The organism is Sorangium sp. So ce1335, from assembly GCF_051521615.1.
Taxonomy (GTDB): Bacteria; Myxococcota_A; Polyangia; order Polyangiales; family Polyangiaceae; genus Sorangium.
Genome location: NZ_CP150363.1, coordinates 10,633,332 through 10,657,616, shown reverse-complemented (window position 1 = coordinate 10,657,616; position 24,285 = coordinate 10,633,332). Strand labels below are relative to the sequence as shown.

Here is a 24,285-nt window from a genome sequence, read left to right as displayed (position 1 = left end):
GCGCCCCCGCCCCCGCGCATGCGCCTTGCTCTTGCTCGGCCGCGCGCCGTCGACTCCCCGACAGCGCTCTGGGTTTGCTGTTGCTCGCGCTCGCCGAGCAGCCCGCCACCTCCGGAGGCCTCATGCATCGGAACCTCTCCCGCACGACAACCCACCTGGCCCTCGCGGCCTCGAGCGCGATCGCCGCCGGCGTCGCGGCCTGCTCCTTTCCCCCCGACGACTCCGCGAATCGGTTGCCGTCGGGCCCCGCGACCGACGAGCCCCCGCCGCCCATCAGCGGCGGCACGCTGCTGATCGCCCGCGACGGGCACACCGCCGTGGCGGCCGACCCCGATCGCGACGGCGTCTGGATTGTCGACACCGACGGCGGCGAGCCCCGCGCGATCCCCCTCGCGCGCGGCGACGAGCCCGGGCGCGTCGTCGAGGACGGGGCCGGCCGCGTCCACGTCGCCCTGCGCCGCGCAGGCGAGCTCGCGACGATCGATATCGGTACGGCGGAGGTGCTCGACCGGCGCGCCGTCTGCCCCGCGCCGCGCGGCCTCGCTTACGACGCGTCGCTCGACGCGATCCATGTGGCCTGCGCCGGCGGCGAGCTCGTGACGCTCCCGGCCCAGGGCGGCGCCGCGCTCCGGAAGCTACGGCTCGACGCCGACCTGCGCGACGTGATCGTCGAGGGCGATCGCCTGCTCGTCAGCCGGTTCCGATCCGCGGAGATCCTCGTCGTCGGCCCGGACGGAGAGGTGCTCTCGCGGCGGTCGCTCCCGTGGTTCAGCGCGCACGCCGCCGTCGCCTCCGACTACCGCCCCTCGGTCGCATGGCGCATGGTCGCCCTCCCCGGCGGCGGCGCGGCGATGGTCCACCAGCGCGCGTTGACCTCGCCCGTCGTGCTCACCCCCACGGGCTACTACCAGGCTGCCGCCTGCGACGGCGGCATCCTGCACGGCGCCGTCAGCGTCCTGCCCCCGGCCTCGGCCGCTCCGGGGGACGGCGCCGAGCTCCCGACGCCGGCCCTCTGGCAGATCGCGCTCCCGGTCGACATCGCGGTCGCGCCCGACGGAAAGCGCGCCGCGGTCGTGGGCGCCGGCAGCTACACGATCGAGTTCATCGACCTCGACACCATCACGAGCGAGGACGCCTCGGGCACGTGCGGTAGCTACAGGTGGCAGGAGCACTCGAACCAGCCGATCGCCGTCGCCTTCACGGCGCGGGGCCGTGCGGTCGTCCAGTTCCGCGAGTCGGCGAGGATCGAGGTGCTCGATGTCGACTCGTACGATCGCGTGGGCATCGACCTCCCCGGCGACAGCGTGAGGGACCCGGGACACGCGCTGTTCCACAAGCCGCCGCTCAGCTCCCGCGGCATCGCGTGCGCCTCGTGCCATCCGGAAGGGCACGAGGACGGTCACACGTGGCGCTTCGACAAGCTCGGCCTCCGGCGCACCCAGACGGTCGCGGGCGGCGTGCTCAAGACAGCTCCCTTCCACTGGAGCGGCGACCAGAGCGACCTCACCCACCTCATGAAGGAGGTCTTCGTCTCGCGCATGGGCGGCGATTGGCCCGGCAATTGGAATGTCCAGCAACTCGAGCGCTTCCTCGACAGCGTGCCGGCGCTCCCCGCCTCGCCCCCCGACGACCTGGCCGCCGTCCGGCGAGGAGAGGCCCTGTTCCATGACCCGCAGGTAGGCTGCGCGACATGCCACGAAGGACCGATGCTCACGAACAACCTCAACGAGGATGTCGGGTTCGGCGAGGCGCTCCAGGTGCCCTCGCTGCTCGGCCTCTCCGCGCGAGCGCCGTTCATGCACGACGGCTGCGCGAAGACGCTCCACGACCGGTTCGACCCGGCCTGCGGCGGCGACCGCCATGGCGACGTGTCGGCGCTCGCACCGGCCGAGCTCGACGACCTCGTGGCGTACCTCGAGTCGCTCTGACGCGACGGAGGACGCGCAGCCGCTCACGGCGGCGAGGACGGTCGTGGCGGCCCGGAGCGCGGCGGTGACTTCATCGGTATCGCCTGCCGCGACGAGGACCGACTCACCGTCGAGGGCGTCACGTTCACGCTGGGGCCGCCAGGCAAGGGCGGCATCAGCGGGGACCACGAGGGCAAGATGATCTCGGGGGGAGGACAGCGTCGCCGTGGAGATGCGCCGGTCTCCTGAATCGCTGGATCGAAGCTCGCCCGCGCCCGCGCGACGCCCCGCCGATCATCAGGCGATAAGGACCGTCCGATTCATCGCCTTGTCGGGCCGCATCCGTCCATCGTCAGGAGAGCACGTCGGCGGCGGTCTTGGCCCCGAGGACGTTCTCGATCCAGCGGTCGAGGGTCGCGACGTCCGTGCATTGATCAGCGACAATTACTTCTGCCGCCTGGCGACAACTAGATTTGCCGGTGGTGGCGGCCGTGCGGACGGCCTGTGCGACGGTGCGGAGCTGGGGGCTCCGGCCGGGAGCCGGGGCTCGAGGAGCCCGGATGGTCAGCGACAGGCAGGTCCGCGTGCTGAGGAAGAAGCGGATGGAAGGCAAGACGTTGGAGACGGCCGCGGCGGCCGCCGGGATGAGCGAGAGGACGGCGCGCACCTGGCAGCGCGGGCCGCTGCCGTCGGAGACGAAGCAGCCGCGGACATGGCGCACGCGACCGGACCCGTTCGCCGAGGTCTGGGCGACGGAGGTCGAGCCGCTGCTGGTCGCGGACAAGAAGGGCGAGCTGGAGGCGAAGACGATTTTCGAGGACCTGGTGCGCAGAAAGCCGGGCGAGTTCGAGCCCGGCCAGCTACGCACCCTTCAGCGGCGCGTACGCGAGTGGCGTGCGCAGCACGGGCCGGCGAAGGAAGTGTTCTTCCCGCAAGAGCACGTGCCGGGGCGCATGGCGTCGATGGACTTCACCCACGCGACGGAGCTGGGTGTCACCATCGCCGGCGAGCTGTTCGTGCACCTGTTTTTCCAGTTCGTGCTCGCCTACAGCGGCTGGCGCTTCGTCGAGCTCGCGTTCGGCGAGACCTTCGAGGCGCTCGTCAGGGGCCTGCAGGGCGGGCTGTGGGCGCTCGGCGGGGTGCCCGACATGATCCGTCAGGACAACCTCTCGGCGGCTACCCACGAGCTGGTGAAGACGGGCGGACGCACGTTGACACGGCGGTATAACGAGGTGGCCGAGCACTACGGCTTTCAGGCCTCGCGCATCCAGCCCGGCGAGTCGCATGAGAATGGCGTGGTGGAGAAGGCGCATCACCTGCTCAAGAGCGCGCTCGCGCAGGCGCTCTTGTTGCGCGGCAGCCGCGACTTCCCGACCGTCGAGGCCTACATGGCATTTGTCCGGCGCGTCGTCGAGGAGAAGTTTCATCAGGGGCGCGAGGCCCTCCTTGGCGAGGAGCGCGCCGCGCTCAAGCCACTGCCCTCGTGTCGCTTGCCCGAGTACACACGCGCGCTCGTCACGGTGCGCAAGTGGAGCACCATTCCAGTCGCAGGCCGGATCTACTCGGTGCCTTCGCGGCTCATCGGGCACGAGGTCGAGGCGCGGCTGTTCGCCGATGTCGTCGAGGTCCGCTACGCGGGCAAGGTGGTCGAGACGATGCCGCGGCTGCGCGGCGAGTGCGCCCATCGCATCGACTACCGCCACGTGATCTGGTCGCTGGTGCGCAAGCCGGGCGCCTTCGCGGCGTATCGCTACCGCGAGGACCTGTTCCCCTCGCTGATGTTCCGGCAGGCCTACGACGCGCTCCGCGAGCGGCGCGGCGACCGCGCCGACGTGGAGTACGTGCGCGTGCTGCATCTTGCGGCGAGTACGGGCGAGCGCGTGGTGGAGCAGGCGCTCTCGGCGCTGTTCGAGCGGGGCGAGGCGTTCGACTACGCTGCGGTCAAGGCGCTGGCGCAGCCAGAGACGCCGGCGGTGCCGGAGCTGCGCATCGGGGCGCCCGACCTCGGTCAGTACGACGCGCTGCTCGCCGCCGGAGAGGCGTCATGAGCGCCGCAATGTACACGCCCGAGATGGGCACTCGGATCACGGCGCTCTTGTCGGAGTGGAAGCTGCCGACGGCGGCCGGCGAGCTGGTGCGGCGGCTGGTCGCCGGCGGGCACGCCGAGGCGCTCGCGGTGGTCGCCGAGGTGCTCGAGCTCGAGGCCGCGGGGCGCAAGGAGCGGCGCACCGAGCGGCTGCGGCGCGCCTCGAAGCTGCCGCCGGGCAAGACGTTCGACACGCTCGATAAGGCGCGCGTGCCGCAGTCGGCTCTCTTGCGGGTGCAGGAGCTGTCGCGGGGCGACTTCGTGGACCACGCCGGCAACGTGCTGCTCTTCGGCATGCCCGGCGTGGGCAAGAGCCATCTGGCCTGCGCGCTCGGCCACGCGCTCATCGACGCGGGCCGGAGCGTGCTGTTCACGCCAACCTACCAGCTGGTGCAGCAGCTTCTGGCGGCCCGGCGCGACCTGAGCTTGCCGCGTGCGCTGCGGGCGCTGGACGTCTTCGACGCCATCCTGCTCGACGACCTGGGGTACGTGCAGCAGACGGCGGAGGAGGCAGAGGTACTCTTCACGCTCATGGCCGAGAGGTATGAGCGCCGGAGCTTGATCATCACGAGCAACTTGGTCTTCAGCGAGTGGGACCGGATCTTCAAGACGCCGATGGCGACGGCGGCAGCGATCGACAGGCAGGAGCGAGCGCGCGGGGAAGCGGCGGAAGCAGGACGGGGAGCACGACGACAACTACGGCGGAGGTGCCGACAACTACGCGAGCGGGATCCAGGGGGGCGGAGCGGAAGTGCGAGAGGAAGGACCTGGCTGCAACCGGCAAAAATAGTTGTCGCTGACCGGCAAGAGTAGTTGACGTCGATCATCTCGCGCTTGGTGACGGGCTCGCCGAGCTGGATCACCATGGTCTCCTCTGTGTCCGCCCGGTAGTCGTCGTGCAAACGCCACAGGCGCTCCCAGTACCGCGCCGGCGCGCCCGTGAGGGCTTCCAGCTGCCGCGCGAGGCCGGGCGTAATCGACAGGTCGCTCCGCAGCAGCCGCTCCACCTCCCTCGGCTCCAGCCCCGTGCTCTCGGCCAGTTTTCGCTTCCATGAAGGAATCGTCGCGCAGAACGTTTCGAGGACCCTGCCTGGCCAGGGGACCGGACGCGCGCGGGCGTCTGTCAGCTCTGCGAGCGCGGCGTCGACATGACAATCCAGAAGGCGCCGGTATCGGTCCCGCTCCTCCGCTGCCTGCTCCTTCGCATCGGTGAGGGCTGACGTCTCGTCATCATGCGCGTGCTCGCGTGCCTCGCGAAGACCGCGTTCGCGTCCCAGCGCTTCGCGCGCCGTGATCGCGAAACCGATCGCGACGCAGGATATCATCGCGAGCCCGAGCGGCGAGACGAGCCACATCGCAGCCAGCATGTCCTCCATGAGCTTCTCCTCCTCGACGTGAGCATTCCTGTCCGGCGCAAGGCGGATCTCGGCCTTCTGCCGCCCGGCGACAGCGCCGTCCACACCGCTTGCTTAGCTGTCGCTGGACAGCCGACGGGTCAGCGAATTTGCATCAGGAGCGCTTCACGCTCCGCAGCGAGCTGCCCTTGCGGGAACTCCCGTGCATGCGTCTCGAGCAATCGTCGCGCCTCGGCATCTGCGACTGCGCTATGGGCCTCGATGGCCCTTCGGGCCTCATCGATGAGGCCCTGCTCGCGCTCGGTGACGGCTGGGACCACGGCGCGGACGGGGAGCGAGGTACGACGAACCGGCACGCCTGACGCAGCAGGCACTCGTGCGTCTCGGTCCTGCGCCGGCTGCGCGGTCTCCTGCCCGGCCGTCGCGCCCGCCGCGCGCATCGGGAGCTCGGCCGTTGGCTGCGCGATCTCCTCCTCGGCCGGTGCGGGCGCAGGAGCGCGCTCCACCGCCGCCCGCAACCACGACTCCGGGCTGAACGAGTCCGGCAACGTCGCGATGACGGCGCCGGTCAGCACGACGACCGCCCCCTGCACCAGGATCCTGATGCCCAGGCGGCCTAGCTTGATCAGCCACCCCTCGCGGTCGCGCAGATCGAAGGCGAACGGGACGCATGGAGCGTCGTCCCATCCGCGCGAGCGTTGCCGCGCCTTCCAGCGCTCTACGGCCGCGGCGAGGTCCTCGAGCGCTCGGCGGTAGTGTGTCCTCACCGTCTTCGGGTTGAGCCCCAGCTCGGAGGCGATCTCGACGAGCGGCACCTCCTCGATCCCGTGCTTGATCAAGACGTCGCGGTACTTGGGGTCGACCTGGTTGATCAGGTAGCGGATGAGCTCTTCCCGCTGCTGCCTGCGGAGCATCTCTTCCGGAGTCGGGCACTCCGCCCGAAAGTCGTGGTCGTCGAACGAGGTCAGGACCTCCCCCCGACGGCGTTCGTTCCGGACGTGGTTCCGCGCCTGATTCAGGACGATGGTGGCACCGTAGGACGCTCGTGCCTCCCCGAGCTCGACCCGCAGATCCGCTTCGAGTCCACGCAGCAATGCGTCCTGCGCGAGGTCCTCCGCGTGCCGCGCAGGGACCCCGAAACGCCGCGCGAGGCGCCGGAAGAACTCGAAGCCGGTAGGGGTGCTGCCTGGCTCGCCCATCACCGGTAGAACACCTGAGCCGTCTGCAGGGCTTCAAGAAAATGCAGGGCGGCTCCAGGGTTGGTAGGAAAAAGTGCGACATGTGAGTTTTCGGAATGCGCGACTGCACGTGCAGCATGGCCGCATTACCTGCTCGGGCGGAGTTTTTCTCATCCGAGCGGCCAGGTCATGCCACTTTCAGCGCCGTTGACGCGCCACGGCTGGCGTAAGTACTGTCTCTACATGCGTTTCGTTGCGCAATCGCTCTGGATATGCCTGATGCTTGGCGTCGCGATCGGCACTACGCATCCGGTTCGTGCGGAGGACCGCAATCCCGTCCCCGCACGAAGTGACGGCTCGATCGTAAAGGACCATCTTCGCCGCGCCCGACGAGCTCGGGCATCGGGGAAGTGGACCGAGGCACACGCCGCCTACAAGGCGGCTTTCGAGGCGATCGACTCGACATCTGTTACAGAGATAGAATCCGCCGAGGTCGCTGGAGAGCTGGGCCTCTGCGAGCTCAAGTTACGCAAGTTTCGCGACGCAGCGGAGCACCTGGCCTGGAGCCTTGAGCGACGCAAGGCCCTTTCTCCTGAACAGCAAAAAAGATTCGCGGACGGACTGGCCACGGCCGTCCAGTTCGTCGCGACGCTCTATCTGTCGGTAGATCCGCCGGATGCCGAGGTGCTCATCGACGGCAAGCCCCTCGGCCGACCCAGGCGGACCTACACACTGTTCTTCGAGCCTGGCAAGCACATGGTGCGGGCCCGAGCACCGGGCCGTGAGGAAGGATCCCAGACGCTGGACGCGCAGGCGGCGACGGAGCCGACCATGACGATACAGTTGCCGCGCACGGTCGTGAGCAGCGCCAAGGAGGGCGCGCCCGCGGTACCGACAACCGCGAGCGCATCGCCCGCTCTGCGCCCGCAGGCTCCCGGGCAGCCGGCATCGTGGCCGACGACACTGCGAATCGCCGGGATCGCCGTCACGACGGCCACCCTGTCCGCGGGCAGCCTGCTCATGATCCGGGCCACCAGTCTTGACGGCGATCTGAGCGAACGGCGCGACGGGCTCAACGGCGGTGCGGCGGCGAGCGGGTCCAGGTGCTGGCAAGCGGCGGACCGCCCGGCGTGCGCTGACCTGCTCCGCCTCCGAGACGAGCGCAACCTCTCCGCGGGCGTGGGCACGGCCATGCTCATCGCCGGCGGTGTGATCGGGGCAGCGACCGCCGCGTCGTTCTTCACGGACTTCTCCTTCCTGGGGCTCACGCCGGCTGAGGATCGGATCCACGCCTCGCCCGTGGCGACCGAGCGAGAGATCGGCGTGAAGGTCGAGGGGCTGTGGTGAGGACATCGGGGGCCGAGCCGATGCATTCGAAGGAAGGCCGGCGCGTGGCGACGTCCGTCGTCGCCGTCGCGATCTTCATGTGCGGCGCGAGCACGCTGACAGGGTGCCCGTACTCCGACCCTTGCTGGGAGGTGGAGGCGTGCGAACCCGATCCGGTGCCTCCGCCCGATCTCTGCGAGGGAGAGCCCGGCACGGCGCCGGCGCTGGATGAATGTGGGGTGTTCGTCAGCGAGCAGGGCGACGACAACCACCCCGGAACCAAGGACGCTCCGGTGAAGACCCTGCAACACGCGATCGGGCTCGCCGCGCATGGGCGAGCCCACGGCGAGGCAGCGACCTGGCGCGTGTACGCGTGCGGCGGGGAGTTCGCGGAGACGATCACGCTGCCCTCGGGCGTCGACCTCTGGGGCGGCCGTCTGTGTGACGGCGGGAATTGGTCGTATGAGGGGACATTCGGCGGGCCGGATCACCCGACGATCATCGCTCCGCCGGGGGGGATCCCGCTGCGGGTCCTCGGGGCGGAGGATATGGCGTTCGCGGGCGACGACACGGCGTCGTTGATCTCCGGCGTGCGCGTTGTCGCGGCGGCCGCCTCGGCGCCCGATGGCAAGTCGTCGATCGCGGTGATTCTGAGCACGGGGGCCAGGGCGGTCGTGCAGGACAGCGTGATCATCGCGCGCAACGGCAGGGACGGGGAGCCGGGCCAGGACGCGCCGAACGTGCGGGCGACGGATGGCGTGGAGGGGAACCATGGCGCATCCGCCTGCACCGCAGACGCCGCCGTGGGCGCCCTGCCGGTGGTCACCGTGTGCGACGACGGCATCGAGTCGACGGGCGGCTACGGCGGTGACGGCGGCCTCGACGTCGGCGGCGATGGCGCCCCGGGAGAGCCGGCGCCCGCGGAGACTTCGGAGCGCGATGGCCGCGGAGGGGTCGGCGCGGGCGCCATGAGATGCGAGGACGGGAACTATGGCGCAGACGGCGCCGACGCCGGTCGCGCGGGTGGCGCCTTTGGCCCAGGCATCCTCAGCGAGGATGGATGGATCGGTGTTCGTGGTGAGGACGGCAAGAAGGGCGGCGTCGGCCACGGCGGCGGCGGCGGTGGCGGCAGCAAGTCGCGCGGGCCCGTGTTTGCGTGCCCCGTAGGCCTCCCCCAGAGTGGCGCGGCCGGCGGCTCGGGGGGAAGCGGAGGTTGCGGCGGCAAGGGCGGCGGGGGCGGCGGCTATGGCGGCGCGAGCATCGGCATCGTCGCGCTGGAGGGCACGGACCTCACCCTCGCGAACACCGACGTGCGCACGGGCAAGGGCGGCCAGGGCGGGGTCGGCGGAACGGGCCAACCGGGCGGTGCTGGGCATTACGGCGCCCACGGCGGGTTCGGTTATGCTGGAGGCGGCATGTGGCACGCGTGCAAGGGCGGCAACGGAGGCAACGGCGGTCGCGGCGGTGATGCCGGCGGCGGGCTCGGCGGCGCGTCGGTCGGCATCGCCTACGTGGTGCCCAACTTCGCCATTCGACCCGGAACCAACATTGTTGCCGCAGGCGCCGGCCAAGGCGGCCTCGCGGGGAACGCCGGCCCGAACGACGAGGTGGGCAAAGGCGCGAACGGCCCGTGGGGGGAGTTCTATCGTTTCGGTGCGGCAAGCGAGCCGCCCCATTGACTCGCGCTTCGCGAGACGCTGCCAGCGAGGGATGCCGATGCGCCTGAGTTCCGCGATCCTCTTGGTCTCTCTTCTGCCGCTCGCCACGGCCGGTTGCGGCACGACGCCGGGGGTGAACGACCCTGATGGCGCGCCGCCGTGCGGCAGTCCGTCGACGTGTGCAGGTGATCCGATCCCCGAGTCGGTCTGCCTGGAGCATCTCGCCGTGGGGCGGGCGTTGGACGGCTGCGGCGTGTTCGTCCACTATGCGGATCTCGGCGGTGACGACGCGAACCCCGGCACGATGGACAGGCCGGTGGCTACCCTGTCGCACGCCATCGAGCTGGCGCGCACCGGGCGCGGTCGGGTGTTCCTCACCCGCAACGCCTACGTGGAGCCCATCACGCTGCCCTCCGGGGTGGATCTTCATGGAGGTTTCAACTTCTTGGAATGGGAACGGCCGCCCGAGTTTTCAGATCCGGTGTACGGCACGGCCAAGATCGTTGGCCCCGTCGGGCACATCCCCCTGACCATCGAGCCGGCGCGGGCCGGCGACACGGGGGCTGCGGACGGGGTCTCGACCATCGATCACATGTACATCCGCAGCCCGAGGCATATCGGGATGGTCGTTCGGTCCGGCGCCGCGGTGGAGATCATCGGGAGCACGATCGAAGCCGACCCGGGACCGGGCGGTCGCGACGGGGAGAAATGGCCGGGCCGGGCAGCGTCGGGGCCGGACGGCCAGTATGGGGGAGACGCGTGCTCCGCGGCGACGGTCCCGGGTGGGGCTCGGGCGGTGAGCTCCTGCGAGGGAGGGCTCCCGAGCGCCGGCGGCAAGGGAGGCGACGGGCTCGCCGACGGCGCTGGAGATGGGGAGGACGGCGAGCCCGTACCCGAGCCCAACCCCAACTACAGTGGGGAAGGAGGGCGTGGCAACCGGGCAGACGGTGGTTGCAGCAGCGGCGCCCCCGGGCGAAGCGGTATGTGGGGCGCCGCCGGCGCAGCGGGCAAGGGCCGCGGGCGGATCGACGAGACCGGATGGCACGCCGACTGGGCCGGCGACGGCGCCCGGGGGATGCCGGGCCAGGGCGGTGGCGGGGGCGGCGGGCGTCGCGGTGGGCTGGCGGTGTGCGGCGTGGCCTCCCAGGGGGGCGCCGCCGGCGGCTCCGGTGGCGCGGGCGGCTGCGGGGGGCGGGGCGGCCGAGGGGGCGAGAACGGCTACCCAAGCATCGGGATCCTGGCGCTCCACGCCAAGGTGACGGTGCGCGACAGCATCATCAGCATCGGCGACGGGGGCCCAGGCGGCGACGGCGGGGTGCCGGAGGAAGGCGGCCAAGGCGGCCGAGGCGCTCCAGGAGGCGCTTTGGGGGACGGCATGTGGTCCTGCCAGGGTGGCAACGGCGGCCTCGGAGGCGACGGCGGCTACGGCGGCCCCGGGCGCGGCGGCGACTCGATCGGCATCGCCTACCTCGACGAGGACCAGCTCACGCTGGAGAACGTCACCTTCGAGATCGGGCTGCCGGGCCCCGGTGGCACGACCTGGGAATGGACTGGCGAGGTGATCACGGGGGAGGACGGCATCGCCGTCGAGACGCTTCGGTTCTCTGAATAGGGTCGACGCAGAGGCTCTGTGAACAGGTACCGATAGCGCGTTAGCGGCGACGCGCCCGGGCCCACGCGACAGCGCACGTGAGCCTGATGTCAGCAAGGTGGACGGTCGCGCCGAGCTCCAGGAATCTCACGCCAGGCCGCGGCGCCGAGCCCATGGCTTTCAAGCGGCGCACGTCGACGAGAGCCTGCTGAGCGCGTTCCCGCGCAGCGTCATTCCAGAGGAGCGGCGGCGGCGAGTCTACTGGAACGGCGTGCTCGCGCGCGCGGAGGTGAGCTCCAGCTACAAGCCGGCGCGCAAGCTATGGCGTCGCGAGCGACAAGGCCACTACATGCCCAGCACGGTCGGCGTGCGAGTCGCCGGCGAAGCGGGCAAGCCGGACACCTACGTGCCGCTCGATCGCCTGCTAGGTTGCGACATCCTCGAAGAACAGGGCGCGCCAGACGCAGCCAGCCGGGCTCATGTGACGAGCCCGTCCTGAAACGTGATGCTGCCGAGCACGAACGTCTGCTCGGTGTACCGCCTGTCACTCGTTCCAGTTCTTCCACTCGTTCCAATTCTTGGACTGAGTCTGCCACACGCCCGTGTTGTTGTAGTCGCCACCGTCTTTGAGGAACGCGTCCTTGCGGGAGTTCTCCCCGCCGAGGTGCCAACGCATCCAAGCAACGTTCGCTCCGGCGCCGTCCCAAGGCCCCGAGCCGTGACCACCGCCCTTCATCTTGCCGAGCCAGACTGGCCCCTTGTTGCCGGCGTTGTTGAAGTCACCCTCGGCGTTGGGCGCCTCTTGACCCGTTTCACCGTAGATGATGCCGACAGGGATCTTGACATTGACGAGGGCGTTGTGCTCGAAGGAGCCGCTGTTGTTGAGCAACGCGGTGGAGACGCGCTTATCGGTTTGAGCAGCCGCTTCCGACGACAGCCCGCCCATCGAGTGCCCGAACACACCAACGCGGTCGAGGATCAAGCGGCCGTACATGGGGCTGTTCTGATCGGCGTCCTGAGCCTCCAGCCAATCGATCGCCGCCGACATGAGCACGGCGTCGCCCGTCGACTCTCGAATACCGACGAGGACGAAGCCGTGCGAGGCCATGCGCGTCAGCAGCTGTAGGTAGTCGCGAGGAGGGGTACCTCCGCCCGGACCCCAAATGGCCACCGGGTGCTTCTTGTTGGGCTCGGTGGTGAGCGTCGTCGGCCTGACGAGAATGTGGCCACCGCCGCTGAACGAGAGGTCCTGAACCGTCGTCTCGAGCGGTCCGTTAGCGTTCACATTGTCACCCGCCAGCACCACTTCGGGCCGATTGACCTGGCCGCCGCTACCGCCCGCGCCCGCGCCCGAGTCGCTGCCTCCGGAGCCCGAGTCGCTGCCTCCGGAGCTCGTGCCGGTGCCTGCGGACCCCGCAGTGGTACCACCCGAGCTGTTGCCAGCGGCCTCGCCCGTGCCGCCCGCTCCGGCGGGGTCAGCGCCGCCGCCAGAGCTGGTATCGGTTCCGCCCAAGCCCGCGGCACCCGAGCTCGAACCGCTCGCCCCTGGGCTGTAGCCGTCGCCGGGAGCGGACTCGCTCGAGCAAGCAAGAACTAGAATGAGAACAGAAGGAGCTAGTTGCCTCATGGGATACCTCGGAGCTCCGAGCGCGCTTTCTTGGCGACGGCCCTCAGGCCAACCTGCTACCGGAGCGGAAAAATCCGAACGACTCGCTGCTGTGCGGCGGCTGCGATGTGAACGCACACATGACCCGATTCCGCTACGAAGTCCACCTATTCCGCTGCCGCGCGATTGTTCAAGCCGCGCTAAACTCGAGGACTTCGGCCGGACGGCTCTAGCGCCCGACGGCGGGAGTATCGTCACCTCGTGAGCCTGACCGAGCCGACCGACTTTCCCATGCCGGAGGTTGACGCCAATGGGGTCGACCAGTAGTGTACAGCTATACGGTAGGATGCCTTCCGCTTGGTGCCAGTAGTGTACAGCTATACGGTAGGATGCCTTCCGCTTGGTGCGACGTCGCGGTAATCGCAGGCGGTTCACGAGTGGAAGGCCTGTCTGATCGCATAAGGCCCGTTCTGTCGACAAACTCGTACAGTCGGACTGCACGAGCCAGCAACGGCTCCGAGAATCTTGCTTTGCGGAACGCGTTTGCTTGTCCTTCTATGGAACGTAGTGTCAAGCCAGATCCCTCCCGATCGCCGACCGTCCTCTTCAACGGAGGCGTCCGCTCCCAGTCGGCACGTGCGGCGTGGCTTGTCCGGGTTCGGCTGGCTTTTGAGACGGGGCTTGCCCGCGTTCAGCTGGCAAGCGCGGCGAGCCTTGAGCGCTTCCCGGTCGGTCACGCGTCCGCGATTGGCGTTAGAACCGCTGGCCAATACGGAGGATGACGGTAGCTCCCTTTCTGGGGTGTTTTCGCTGGCATCCTCGACGAGATCGAAGCCCTGTTGTTCTCGCGCACGGAGCGGGAACCATCCTTCTATCTGGGCCTCTTCTGACCATGGCTTCTTTCGGTACTCCGAGGGGGCATAGCCTATCCGAGGGACCTCAGGTCGACTGCGCCTGGGCCAGGACAAGCATGGATACTCACCCTCGAACCTTGCTCGTCTCCAGCTGATGCGCCGGCCTGAAACCCGGAGGGGAGCCCCCTCGGACGAACTTCACCAAGTTCAGTGAGGGGGCTTCCTTGTGCGCCCCTCAAACAAGTTGATCAGGATGGGCCCCAGCCCCCTCCATCTCCCTGACGGTTCTCATTCGCGCGCGGGCGGCTCGTCGGAGCGCGCCGTCGGAAGGTCGCGGTCACGGCGCGCTGACTGCCGAACGCTTGGGGCTGCACACGATGCCGCCCGTGCAGCAGCGTCGCCCGCCAGCGCGGCCCGCCGACCGCGCGCCTGGAGCCGCCGACCGCGCGAGGGTAGCTACTCCTGCCACATCCGAACCTCCGTTGTTGTGGCGTTTCGGGTTCGGGACAGAGCCTGAACGAGCGCGCGTGAGGCGGCCCGAAATGGTAATTCTGACGATCCGGTAACTCGTCGCGAGTTACCGGGATCTAGTCAGGCGGGGAACCCGCTCTGATGACGCGCAGTTAGGCCGTTTCGAGAGAGCGCCCGAGGGGCCGATTTTGGAGGGGCGCGAAGGGGTCGATTTGGTAATTTCGCGCGGGGTCGGCTGCGCGTCTCCGGCGAGCCGCCGACCTCCGTTTTGTCGCATGCGACAGGGCGGCGCGCGCCGGGCACAACCGCGGGCCGGCCCGAGCGGCGCTGCGCGAGCTCGTCCTGGCGGACGCCGGGGCGGCCTGGGGCTGGCGCCTGGACGCGAGCACGCGGCGGGGCGCGAACTCGGCGCACGGGGCCGCGGAGCTCGTCCACACGGGAGGCTGACGGCAGGCGGAGCTCGTCCAGGTGGAGGTACGCGCGGCCGGCGGACGCGGCGCCGGGAGGGCTGGCCCCGCTCGACGGCCGGGCGGTGGGATCGCCGGAGGGGTCACCCCGCACACCGAGGTCACCTGATCGGGCCCCAGCGAATGCCAGTCAGGTCACGGTGCCACGTGAGAACCGGCGTCCTCTTGGTCGCACGTTACATCAGACTTTAATGCCGTCACCCTCGCCAGGCGCCGACTCTTGTACTGTGCTTTAACGCTCTTTGAAGTTGAACGGAAAAATGAAGGCTTCGCCCTGGCAGGTTTGTGGTTCGGTGCTTTTGTAGACGCATGAGCTCGCGGCGCTGGTACGAGCTCGCGTGCGGAGTTGTCTGCGCGCCGAGCCACGTCCTGGAAGAGTGTTTCCAGATGAACAAGCAGACCCGGTGCCACCTGCGCGCGATCGCACGGCTGCACCCCGAGATCGGCAACCTGTGTGATCAGCTTGAAGCGCCCTGGAACGCCGTGCGAAGGATCGCGCACGCGCCGGGGGCGGCGGAGCAGTGGGAGCGCGCGGCGCAGGTGCTCGGCGAGCTCGTGGAGAAGCGCCGGGCGACGGCGCCACGCCGGTCGAGGCTGGAGGCTGCGCGCCTGGAGGCGCTGAAGCGAATGGGACCGCCGATGGAGGGGGGAGGAAGACTTGCAAGCAGCCTGCGAGCAGCGTGGGAGGCGGCAGAGCGCGGGACGCCCGCGGTCTCAAGCCCACGTCCGAGCGATCGGCATGCTAGTCTGCGGTGCAGAGCTACCCGCCGGGAAGCGCGCCAGTCGAGCACATGAAGCGGCGTCGCGTTGGACTTTCGCCGCGTACCTCTCCCGTGCGTGCCGATCGCGCCCGCTCGCCGATCCTAATTCAGGGAGCAGGCGACGCTGGCGCACGCGCGACGTCGTGCAGCTCCAGGTGCGTCAAGGAGTGCTGCCACGGCGCCGGTACGGCGCCGCGCTCGGCCCGATGGACGAGGCCGACGGCGCAACGTTCGCCGACGTCCGCCTCGATCTCTGCGACGGCGTCGCGCCCGCCCGGGGTGGACAAGGCCCGATGGGTGGCTCTACGTCGCTCCACGCGCGGCGTCGCCGGAGCGCGCGAATTACCAAATCGAGTCCTTCGCAAGCCCCCATTTTCTGCCCCTCGGCAGGGCTTTCCAGAACACCCAACCCCGCGATGCAACAGGGTGTTTTCCCCAGGCAGGTCTCCGGGAAATTCATGTCGAATCACCGGCGACACGGAATTACCGTTTCGTGCTCCTTTCAGAAGCGGCGGTCACGGTCGCGCACGAACCCAACACGAATGGAGGTATAGTATGACACGAGCGGCTCTCGCGCGTGGTTCGGCACCGCTTGCTCTTCGTCAGGCTGGTAACGGCACGCTCGCCATCGACAGAGAGAGCCTGGAGACGCCCGCCGGCGGATGGTCCAGCCCGAAGGTGATCGGCCAGCCAGTGACGGCGACGGCAACCGCAACGCTCGCGATCCCGCTGGATCGGCTGACGATCACGGCGCCGCAGCCGGAGATGCTCTCGCAGAAGAACGTCGAGTCGGTCACCGGTATCCCGGCGCGCGTCTTCCTCGACACGATCCGCGCGCCGGGCTTTCCCCTGCTGATCACCAAACTCGGCAAGTTGCGCGTGGTCCAGCGCGAGTCGTTCGTTGCGTACCTGCGGGCGCTGGCCAGTGAGCCGGCCTCGCGTCGCACCGCCGAGGCGGATGAGAACACTCGGGTTGCCGCCGTGCTTGCCTCTGCCGGGCTCGAACCTGTTCCGCAGCCGCCCACCGGCCGAGCGAGCGCCCGTCACGCCGATGCGAGGCGTGCTAGGCTGGCGCTGAAGTAGAGCGGGCCCGCTCGGCGCTACCAACGCCGGACGGGCCCTTGATCGACCCCCGCGTTCCCGGAGACCGACCCATGACCGACGTACCGCAGCTGCGGGCGCGCGCCAAGCGCTCGCCGGCAGTCGCTACCTCGTCCGTTCCTTCAGCCGGATCAACCGAGCGCCGCGCACGTGCGAGCCGCCCTGGTGGGCGCGCCTCGCCGCCGGAGGCGGGAGCCGCGCCCGGTGCGAGCTTACCGGGAGCGTCGAGCTCTGCAGAGCGCCCGCAGGGCACCGCGCCATCAGCGGCAGGCGACAAGCGCGCCAACGGCTCCGGGTCAGTCCGGTTGCGCAGGAGCACGTGGACCGCGCGTCTGAGCCTCGGCGAGGCGGGGCGACGCACGTTCAGCCTGCCGACGTGTCGGACCGAGCACGACGCCAACGCGCGGCTGGAAGTGTTGGCCGATCTCAGCAGGCACCTGCTCGCTGCCGGGCAGATCGTGCTCGGCCTGCCGCTGCTGGAGCAGGCTGCCGCGCGCGAGGGCAGCGCGCTCCGTGACGTCCAGATCGCGATCAACCACCTGTGCAGGGGCGAAGCGCGCGCCCGTGCCTCCGGGGAAACCACGTTCGCCGAGTTCGCTGAGCGGGTTGGTCGGCGCGGTGTAGACCCAGATCTGGGCCGGCGAGCTCGCGCGCCGGGAAGGCGACGCCGCGGAGGGCCGAGAGCTTCGCGTCGGGGTTCCACGGGACGTGGCAGACCTGGCCGGACGCCTCGATCTGCCAGCCGTGGAAGGCGCACTCGAGGCACCCGTCCTTCACGCGGCCGAGCGAGAGGGCGACGCCGCGGTGAGGGCAGCGGTCGAGCAGCGCGGACGGTTTGCCGTCCCTGTCGCGCAGAAGGACGAGCGGGGTGCCGGCCACCTGCACGGCGAGGGAACGGTCCGCACGGAGGTCGGCCGCCAGCGCGACCGGGGTCCAGACGTTCGCGAAGCCTTCGAACATTGGGTACCTCGTATGTTGTCAGGAATATGACATCGCGACGGTGGCGGAGCCCGGCGATCTCGGCCTGCGGGAGTCGCTGATCGGGCTCGGGTCGCGCCTCGCGGCGGCGTGGGTGCCGACGGGGGTCGGGCAGCTCTTCTCGGCCGGGATGGCGGCGGGGCTCTTCGACGCGGTCGCCGGCCCCGGCTCCCTGGACGGGGTGCTCGAGCCGACGGTGCGCGCGATGGAGGAGCGCCTGCGCGTGCACGCGCGCCGCGGTGAGGCGCGCCTCGATCCAGAGGACGAGCTATCGGTGCGCACGGCCGCGCTCGCGTTCCTCGACAAATCGCAGTTCGATCGTCGACGGAAACAATGACGAAACGGAGCCTCGTTTACATTCCGTGGCACGTCGTGGGAGCTCGATCGCTCCGGCACACGCCGGGGCGATCCGTTCGCGCTGCCGCCCAGGCCGCGCCGGCCAGCGCGGCGCGGCCTGCCAGGGGCGGGCGCGCCAAGCTCGAGCCCTCTCGCCGATCACGTCTTCACGGAGGAAAGCCAAGCTTATGTCCTATCTGGCGCCGGCAGAATTCGTCAAAAAGATGGTCGACGCGGGCGAGTCCAAGGTCCTCATGTCGACCCGGGACACGTTGATCCGGGCCTACATGGCCGGCGCGCTGCTCGCGCTCGCCGCCGTCTTCGCGGTGATGGTCACCCAGCAGACGGGCTACCCGATCATCGGCGCGATGCTGTTCCCGGTCGGCTTCTGCATGCTGTACCTGCTGGGCTTCGATCTGCTCACGGGGGTGTTCGTGCTGTCGCCGCTGGCGCTGATCGATCGCCGCAAGGGCGTCACCCTGGGCGGCGTCCTGCGCAACTGGGGCCTTGTCTTCCTGGGCAACTTCGCCGGCGCCTTCACCGTCGCCGTGATGATGGCCATCGTCTTCACCTTCGGCTTCTCCACGGAGCCGAGCGCCGTCGGCAAGGCCCTCTCCGGCATCGGCGAGGCGCGCACGCTCGGCTACAAGGAGTATGGCGCCGCCGGCATGCTGACGCTCTTCGTGCGCGGCGTGCTCTGCAACTGGATGGTCTCGACCGGCGTGGTCGGCGCGATGATCTCCAACACCGTCGGCGGCAAGGTGACGGCGATGTGGATGCCCATCATGCTGTTCTTCGCGATGACGTTCGAGCACTCCGTGGTGAACATGTTCCTGTTCCCGTCGGCCATGCTCATGGGCGGCAACTTCTCGGTCATGGACTACATCGTGTGGAACGAGATCCCGACCGTCATCGGCAACATGCTCGGCGGCATCACCTTCACGGGCCTCACCCTGTACGCCACCCACCTCAAGACCGCCCCCAAGCTCGTCCCCGCCGCCAGGGAGCGCGAGCTCCCCGCCGAGCCGCTCCGCGCCTCCACCAGCTCCGCCGCCTGACGCGCCCGCACGTCGGCTCCCGGCACCTCGTCAATCGCGCAGGTTTCCGGCGCATCGAGACGGCGTCGCGCTCCGGGCATCACGTCGACGCCCATGTGGGGCAGGAGGGTACTGGACCGCCGGAAGGCGTTTGGACGCGCCACCCTCCTACCCTCTCCCCTCTCTCCGCGACAGCGTTCGGCGCGCGCTCGAGGGGCGACCGGCGTTAAGGTCGCGCTCATGACGTCCACCGTGACCCGCAACACCGGCTCCACCATCAAGTACGTCGTCATCGCGGCGGTGCTCGCCGGCCTCTCGTTCCTCTGTTTCCGCGCGATGAGCGACCGCTCCGGTCTGCTGTGGCTGCTCTGCCTCGTCGGCGGCCTCGGGCTCGCGGTGTTCGCGTTCGGGGCGATCCTCGTCGCCAGGGATCTGGCCGGCAACGCGACGTGCCCGCGCTGCCAGGCGACGCTCACGGAGATCGAGCTCAACCACACCGACGACCCGGCGTTCTGCGACACGTGCCAGGCCGCGTACCTCGTCGACAAGCGCGTCCTCACCGTGCTCGCCGACGACTACGTCCACCCGAAGCCGGGCTTTCCGGTGCCGGTGACGAGCGAGACGATCTGCTGGCCGGAAGGCTGCTGCGTGTGCGCGAAGCCGGCGACTCGCGGCGTCGAGGCGAAGGCGGAGGACGGCCAGACCGGGACCAACGTGGCCGTCGCCGCGGCCGGGCTCGCGCTCGGGAGCATCGCGGTGCGCACCGGCGGCGGCACGACCTACACGCTGCGCATCCCGCACTGCGCCGAGCACGACGACGGCGCGACGCTCGAGACCAAGAGCGGCAACGAGCCGCCGCTGCAGATCCGCTTTCGCTCGTACGCCTACCAGCGCCGCTTCCTCCAGCTGAACCCGAAGCCGGCGAAGGCGGCGTAGATCCGCGTCAGCCCTTCACTCCCGCGCACGTGCGCCTTTGCGTCGAAATCGCTCTCCGGAGCCCTGGCCGGACTGCCGGTGCGTGGCGTCAGGCGGCGCGTGCGGCGGAAGGCGCGCCGCTGGAGCGCCCCTCCGGTTCAGAAGCCGAAGGTCGGATCGCGCTCGGGAGCTGCCTTGTTGGTGGGCGCGGCCGGAGCAGAGCGCCTGGGCGGGGGAGGGGACGGCTGGCGCGCCGGCCTGGCCGCCCTCGCGGCGCCCGGCGTGGGGGCCGGCGGGGGCGCGGCCGGCTCGGCCGAGGCCGACGAGGACGCGGTCGGGAGGTCGCTCGAGGGAGGCGGAGCGGGCTCCTGCGCGACCGGCGTCGGCGGCGGGGCGGGCTCCTGCGCGACCGGCGTCGGCGGCGGGGCGGGCTCCTGCGCGGCGGGCGAAGGCATGGCCGCCGGCGCGGGCGCGTCCTGAACAGGCGAGCGAAGCACGACGACGGCGACGAGCCCGGCCGCGACCGTCAGCGCGCCGGCGATCACAGCGAGCAGCGCGCCGGACGAGGAGCGGCGCTCCGGCGGCGCGGGAAGGGCGCCTCCCACGGCCTCCAGCGTGCCGCCCGGGCCCGGGATCCCGCCCGGGACCTGCATGCGGCCGGCGACAACCGTCTCGCCCGCAGCCAGCGTGCCGCCGGCGCCCACGCCGCCATCCAGCGCCACCGTCCCGCCCCGGAACGCCGGCGCGCTGCCCGAGCCCGGAGCGCCCGCCGGAGCCGGGACGCCTCCCGGTACCGGCGTGGTGACGAGGCCCGGAGCGCCCGGCGCCGGGATGCTGCCAAGCGCCGGCGTGTTGCCGAGGCCCGGAGCGCCCGGAGCCGGGATGCTGCCAAGCGCCGGCGTGTTGCCCGAGCCCGGCGCACTGCCCAGCGCCGGCGCACTGCCGAGGGCCGGCGCGCCGCCCAGCGCCGGCGTGCTGCCCAGCGCCGGTGTGTTGCCCAGGCCCGACGCCCCAAGGGCCGCCGCGATCCCCGGGCCCAGCGCGCCGGTCGAGTCGAGCGCGTCGCGGCCCTCCGGCAGGGGCGTGCGGTGCACGGCCGCGGCGAACGCCCGGGCCAGCTCGCTCGCGTTCTGGAAGCGCTCCGCGGGATCGCGCTTGAGCGCGCGCGCCAGGAACTGATCCAGCTCGGGCCAGAGGTCCGGCGCGAGCTGCGACGGGACCGGGATGTCGCCCGTGCAGATCTCCACGAGCACGTCGCCGAGCTCCTCGCCCGGGAAGGGGAGCTGGCCCGTGAGGCACTGGAAGATGATCACGCCGAGCGACCAGAGATCGCTTCGGAAGTCGATCGTCTTGCTCCGGCGCACCTGCTCGGGGCTCATGTAGTGCGGCGAGCCGATGAGCGTGCCCGTCTTCGTCGCGTCGGCGGCCAGCCCGGTGCCGATCGCCTTGGCGACCCCGAAGTCGAGGATCTTGACGATCTCCTCGCCCTGGCGCGCGATGAAGACGTTCGCCGGCTTGAGGTCGCGGTGGATGAGCCCCACCTCGTGCGCGCGGCGCAGCGCCTTGCAGACCTGGAGCACGATGCCCAGCAGCTCGGCCGGCGCGAGGCGCCCGCAGCGCCGGAGGTACGCCGCGAGATCCTCGCCCTCGAGGAGCTCCATCGCGAGGTAGGGCGTGTCGCCTTCGATCCCGTAGTCGTGGACGTGGACGACGTTGGGCGACCGGAGCTGCGCCGAGGCCTTCGCCTCGCGCTCGAACCGCGCGCGCGCGACCGGGGAGTCGGCGTGCTGCGGCAGCATGAACTTGATCGCGACCTCGACGTCGAGCTGGAGGTGCCGGGCCACCCAGAGGAACCCCATGGCGCCGCCTGCGAGCGGCCGCTCCAGCCGATACTTGCCTCCGACGACGCTCCCCGCTTCAAGCGACAGCATGCGTTCGAGCCTTCCGCGTCCCAGCGTCCTTGCGTTCGGGCCCACGGGGTCTAGCAGACGAGGGGCCCAGTGTCGCGGTTCTACCAGCTGCTGGCATCTCACCCCATCATGCCACGGTCGCGGCGGCGCGACGAAGGCCGAGCGCGAGCGCGCCGCTGTCGCATTTCCACCGCTGTCGCATTCCCGCCGCTGTCGCATTCCCTCTGCCACTGGCCGCCGCGCGCCCACCGCGCCCACCCGCCACGCGCTCGCTGCCGTCGCGAATCCAAGGACGAGCCCGTCCACCCGCGCGTCGCGAGGATCGCGCGCCCTCCCCGCCGCGGCGGGGGTCTTCGCGCCGTCCGGTACTAAGCTGGGCGCGGCATGGCCGACGCCTCCGCGATCACCGCTGTCCTGGGTCCGACCAACACCGGCAAGACCCACCGCGCCATCGAGCGCATGCTCGCGCACGACTCGGGCATGATCGGCCTGCCCCTGCGGCTGCTCGCGCGCGAGGTCTACGACCGCGTGACCACCCGCGTCGGCGAGGCCCGCGTCGCGCTCGTCACCGGCGAGGAGAAGCGCGTCCCCAGGCGGCCGGACTACTGGGTGTGCACCGTCGAGGCCATGCCGATCGACCTCGAGGTCGACTTCCTGGCCATCGACGAGATCCAGCTCGCCGCCCACGACCAGCGCGGCCACGTGTTCACCGAGCGGCTGCTGCTCTCGCGCGGGCGGCGCGAGACCTGGTTCCTCGGCGCCGACACGATGCGGCCCCTCCTGTCCGAGCTCGTCCCCACGGCGAAGTTCGTCTCGCACCCGCGCCTCTCGCGCCTCACGAGCGCCGGCGCCGGCAAGCTCTCGCGCCTGCCGCCGCGCAGCGCCGTCGTCGCCTTCTCGACCCCGCAGGTCTACGAGATCGCCGAGCGGCTGCGCGCGCAGCGGGGCGGCGCGGCGGTCGTGCTCGGCGCCCTCTCGCCGCGCACGCGCAACGCGCAGGTCGCGATGTTCCAGTCGGGCGAGGTCGACTACCTCGTCGCCACCGACGCCATCGGCATGGGGCTCAACCTCGACGTGCGCCACGTCGCGTTCGCCGCCCTGCGCAAGTTCGACGGCCGCGACGTGCGCGACCTCGACCCCGCCGAGCTCGCGCAGATCGCCGGCCGCGCGGGCAGGCACCTCGCGGACGGCACCTTCGGCACCGTGGCGCCGCTCTCGCTCCCCGACGGCGTCGCGGCCGCGATCGAGGCGCACCGCTTCCCCGCGGTGCGGCGGCTGCGCTGGCGCAACAGCGAGCTCGACCGGAGCTCGATCGACGCGCTCCTCGCGTCGCTCCGGGAGCCCCCGCCCGCCCGCAGCCTCCGGCTCGTCCACGACGCCGAGGACGCCGCCGCCCTGGCGCGGCTCGCCGAGGACCCGGACATCCGCGCCCGCGCCCGGGGCCCCGAGGCCGTGGGGCTGCTCTGGGAGGTCTGCCGCATCCCCGACTTTCGCAAGCTCCTGTTCGAGTCGCACGTCGCGCTCCTCGCCGAGATCTACGGGCAGCTCTCGGGGCCGAGCGCGGCGCTCGACGCCGACTGGATGGCCGCCCGCGTGGCCGAGATCGACGACGTGGGCGGCGACATCGACACGCTGATCACGCGGATCGCGTCGATCCGGACGTGGACCTACATCTCGAACCACGCGCGCTGGGTGCGCGACGCGGCGGCGTGGCAGGACCGCACGCGCGCGATCGAGGACCGCCTGAGCGACGCGCTCCACGAGCGGCTCGTGCAGCGCTTCGTCGAGCGGGGCGGCGGGGCGGCGCGCGGCGCGCGCTCGTCGTCGAGCGCGCGCCCGGCGCAGCGCCGGCCGGAGGCCGAGGAGCCGGTCACGGTCGCGCCGGACCACCCGTTCGCGCGCATCGCGGCGATGCGCGCCCTGCTCGCGCCCGGGCCGGCGGCGCCCGCGCCCGAGGACGACCGGGCGCGCTGGGTCGAGTCGATCGTCGGGGCGCCGCACGAGCGCTTCTCCGTCGACGCGGCCGGGCGGATCTTCGCCGGCGGCGAGCTGCTCGGGCAGCTCGCGCGGGGCCCGGCGCTGCTCCTGCCCGACGTGCGGCTCGCCGCGCTCGACGACGTCGGCGCGGGGGCGCGGTCGCGGGTGCTGCGGCGGCTCGTGGCGTTCGCGCGCGACATGGTCGAGGAGCTGCTCGCGCCGCTGCGGTCGCCCGAGGTGCGCGCGCTCCCCGGGGCGGCGCGCGGCATCGTCTACCAGCTCGAGCAGGGGCTCGGGACGGCGGCGGCGCGCGACGCCGGCGCGCAGATCGCCGAGCTCGCGCCGGAGGACCGCGCGCTGCTCACGGCGCACGGCATCGAGGTGGGCGAGCGCGTGATCTACGTGCAGCAGCTCCTCCGGCGCGGCGCGCTGGAGCGCCGGCTCGCGCTGTGCGCGGCGTGGTTCGACAGGGGCCGCGTGCCCGCGCGCCCCGCGCCCGGGGCCGTGTCGGTGGCGGCCGCGCGCGGCGTGGACCCGAGGGCGTACGCGGCGATCGGCTACCCGGTGTTCGGGACGCGGGCGATCCGCGCCGACGTGGCGGAGCGGGTGCACCGCGCGCTCGTGAGCGGCGAGCCGGCCGAGCGGCTCTCGAGCTGGATGGGCTGCCCGGCGCGGGAGGCGCCGCGCGTCGCCGCGTCGCTGCTCGGGTAAGCGGGGAGGGGAGCGGGCCCCGCGCGGGCCCAGCGACCGAGCGATCGAGGCGCCTCGTGG

At 71.0% G+C, this 24,285-nt stretch carries 17 protein-coding genes; 12 read left to right on the top strand and 5 right to left on the bottom strand.

The window, feature by feature from the left end; translation table 11 throughout:
• The first annotated feature begins 122 nt into the window (after positions 1-122).
• From WMF24_RS39875 to WMF24_RS39865, 3 genes are all read left to right on the top strand, one after another.
• Positions 123-1,928, top strand: coding sequence for a cytochrome-c peroxidase (locus WMF24_RS39875; RefSeq protein ID WP_437732696.1), 1,806 nt, complete (start codon positions 123-125; stop codon positions 1,926-1,928).
• A gap of 539 nt (positions 1,929-2,467) precedes the next feature.
• On the top strand, positions 2,468-3,955 hold the full coding sequence (gene istA / locus WMF24_RS39870) for an IS21 family transposase (RefSeq protein WP_437732695.1): 1,488 nt from the start codon (positions 2,468-2,470) through the stop codon (positions 3,953-3,955).
• Positions 3,952-4,806 carry an ATP-binding protein gene (locus WMF24_RS39865; protein ID WP_437732694.1) on the top strand — a complete coding sequence of 285 codons (855 nt, stop codon included), beginning with the start codon at positions 3,952-3,954 and terminating at the stop codon, positions 4,804-4,806. Before istA ends, WMF24_RS39865 begins: the two co-directional genes overlap by 4 nt.
• 682 nt (positions 4,807-5,488) lie before the next feature.
• On the opposite strand, the gene WMF24_RS39860 is transcribed toward WMF24_RS39865, so the two are convergent.
• Positions 5,489-6,547 carry an RNA polymerase sigma factor gene (locus WMF24_RS39860; protein ID WP_437732693.1) on the bottom strand — a complete coding sequence of 353 codons (1,059 nt, stop codon included), beginning with the start codon at positions 6,545-6,547 and terminating at the stop codon, positions 5,489-5,491.
• A gap of 222 nt (positions 6,548-6,769) precedes the next feature.
• Here WMF24_RS39860 and WMF24_RS39855 point away from each other — a divergent pair, with 222 nt between their 5' ends.
• The 4 genes from WMF24_RS39855 (at position 6,770) to WMF24_RS39840 (ending at position 11,600) form a co-directional block, all read left to right on the top strand.
• Positions 6,770-7,873, top strand: a complete 1,104-nt coding sequence (locus WMF24_RS39855; RefSeq protein WP_437732692.1) for a hypothetical protein — start codon at positions 6,770-6,772, stop codon at positions 7,871-7,873.
• Between the two features lie 20 nt (positions 7,874-7,893).
• Positions 7,894-9,531: a hypothetical protein gene (locus tag WMF24_RS39850; protein ID WP_437732691.1), complete on the top strand. Its 1,638-nt coding sequence runs from the start codon at positions 7,894-7,896 to the stop codon at positions 9,529-9,531.
• Positions 9,532-9,568: 37 nt separating this feature from the next.
• Complete coding sequence (locus tag WMF24_RS39845) at positions 9,569-11,122, top strand: hypothetical protein (RefSeq protein ID WP_437732690.1); 1,554 nt, start codon at positions 9,569-9,571, stop codon at positions 11,120-11,122.
• 97 nt (positions 11,123-11,219) lie between these two features.
• Positions 11,220-11,600, top strand: a complete 381-nt coding sequence (locus WMF24_RS39840; protein ID WP_020738812.1) for a hypothetical protein — start codon at positions 11,220-11,222, stop codon at positions 11,598-11,600.
• Between the two features lie 45 nt (positions 11,601-11,645).
• Here the strand turns inward: WMF24_RS39840 and WMF24_RS39835 are convergent, their stop codons facing one another.
• On the bottom strand, positions 11,646-12,614 hold the full coding sequence (locus tag WMF24_RS39835) for a poly(ethylene terephthalate) hydrolase family protein (protein ID WP_437732689.1): 969 nt from the start codon (positions 12,612-12,614) through the stop codon (positions 11,646-11,648).
• 3,201 nt (positions 12,615-15,815) lie between these two features.
• Here WMF24_RS39835 and WMF24_RS39830 point away from each other — a divergent pair.
• Positions 15,816-16,343 (top strand): hypothetical protein, encoded by a 528-nt coding sequence (locus WMF24_RS39830; RefSeq protein WP_437732688.1) that lies wholly within the window; start codon positions 15,816-15,818, stop codon positions 16,341-16,343.
• Positions 16,344-16,657: 314 nt separating this feature from the next.
• Here the strand turns inward: WMF24_RS39830 and WMF24_RS39825 are convergent, their stop codons facing one another.
• Both WMF24_RS39825 and WMF24_RS39820 read right to left on the bottom strand, forming a co-directional pair.
• On the bottom strand, positions 16,658-16,900 hold the full coding sequence (locus WMF24_RS39825) for a hypothetical protein (RefSeq protein WP_437732687.1): 243 nt from the start codon (positions 16,898-16,900) through the stop codon (positions 16,658-16,660).
• Complete coding sequence (locus tag WMF24_RS39820; RefSeq protein ID WP_437732686.1) at positions 16,893-17,321, bottom strand: Rieske 2Fe-2S domain-containing protein; 429 nt, start codon at positions 17,319-17,321, stop codon at positions 16,893-16,895. The genes WMF24_RS39825 and WMF24_RS39820 overlap by 8 nt, the downstream gene beginning before the upstream one ends.
• A gap of 40 nt (positions 17,322-17,361) precedes the next feature.
• Between WMF24_RS39820 and WMF24_RS39815 the strand changes: the two genes are divergently transcribed.
• The 3 genes from WMF24_RS39815 (at position 17,362) to WMF24_RS39805 (ending at position 19,648) form a co-directional block, all read left to right on the top strand.
• Entirely contained in the window at positions 17,362-17,676 is a 315-nt protein-coding gene (locus WMF24_RS39815; RefSeq protein WP_437732685.1) for a hypothetical protein, read from the top strand.
• 187 nt (positions 17,677-17,863) lie between these two features.
• The gene (locus WMF24_RS39810) at positions 17,864-18,733 is read left to right on the top strand and encodes a formate/nitrite transporter family protein (RefSeq protein WP_437732684.1); all 870 of its coding nucleotides are present in this window, start codon (positions 17,864-17,866) and stop codon (positions 18,731-18,733) included.
• A gap of 219 nt (positions 18,734-18,952) precedes the next feature.
• Complete coding sequence (locus tag WMF24_RS39805; RefSeq protein WP_437732683.1) at positions 18,953-19,648, top strand: hypothetical protein; 696 nt, start codon at positions 18,953-18,955, stop codon at positions 19,646-19,648.
• A gap of 137 nt (positions 19,649-19,785) precedes the next feature.
• Here WMF24_RS39805 and WMF24_RS39800 read toward each other — a convergent pair whose 3' ends face one another.
• On the bottom strand, positions 19,786-21,558 hold the full coding sequence (locus WMF24_RS39800) for a protein kinase domain-containing protein (RefSeq protein WP_437732682.1): 1,773 nt from the start codon (positions 21,556-21,558) through the stop codon (positions 19,786-19,788).
• Positions 21,559-21,921: 363 nt separating this feature from the next.
• Between WMF24_RS39800 and WMF24_RS39795 the strand changes: the two genes are divergently transcribed.
• Complete coding sequence (locus WMF24_RS39795) at positions 21,922-24,225, top strand: helicase-related protein (RefSeq protein ID WP_437732681.1); 2,304 nt, start codon at positions 21,922-21,924, stop codon at positions 24,223-24,225.
• Positions 24,226-24,285: the final 60 nt, after the last annotated feature.

Bases quoted from the DNA above. Each gene is read 5' to 3' on its own strand.
- WMF24_RS39830 (WP_437732688.1), top strand. From the start codon at position 15,816: ATGACACGAGCGGCTCTCGCGCGTGGTTCGGCACCGCTTGCTCTTCGT.
- WMF24_RS39820 (WP_437732686.1), bottom strand. From the start codon at position 17,321: ATGTTCGAAGGCTTCGCGAACGTCTGGACCCCGGTCGCGCTGGCGGCC.
- WMF24_RS39845 (WP_437732690.1), top strand. From the start codon at position 9,569: ATGCGCCTGAGTTCCGCGATCCTCTTGGTCTCTCTTCTGCCGCTCGCC.
- WMF24_RS39855 (WP_437732692.1), top strand. From the start codon at position 6,770: ATGCGTTTCGTTGCGCAATCGCTCTGGATATGCCTGATGCTTGGCGTC.
- WMF24_RS39875 (WP_437732696.1), top strand. From the start codon at position 123: ATGCATCGGAACCTCTCCCGCACGACAACCCACCTGGCCCTCGCGGCC.
- istA (WP_437732695.1), top strand. From the start codon at position 2,468: ATGGTCAGCGACAGGCAGGTCCGCGTGCTGAGGAAGAAGCGGATGGAA.
- WMF24_RS39860 (WP_437732693.1), bottom strand. From the start codon at position 6,547: ATGGGCGAGCCAGGCAGCACCCCTACCGGCTTCGAGTTCTTCCGGCGC.
- WMF24_RS39865 (WP_437732694.1), top strand. From the start codon at position 3,952: ATGAGCGCCGCAATGTACACGCCCGAGATGGGCACTCGGATCACGGCG.
- WMF24_RS39805 (WP_437732683.1), top strand. From the start codon at position 18,953: ATGACGTCCACCGTGACCCGCAACACCGGCTCCACCATCAAGTACGTC.
- WMF24_RS39800 (WP_437732682.1), bottom strand. From the start codon at position 21,558: ATGCTGTCGCTTGAAGCGGGGAGCGTCGTCGGAGGCAAGTATCGGCTG.
- WMF24_RS39810 (WP_437732684.1), top strand. From the start codon at position 17,864: ATGTCCTATCTGGCGCCGGCAGAATTCGTCAAAAAGATGGTCGACGCG.
- WMF24_RS39850 (WP_437732691.1), top strand. From the start codon at position 7,894: ATGCATTCGAAGGAAGGCCGGCGCGTGGCGACGTCCGTCGTCGCCGTC.
- WMF24_RS39795 (WP_437732681.1), top strand. From the start codon at position 21,922: ATGGCCGACGCCTCCGCGATCACCGCTGTCCTGGGTCCGACCAACACC.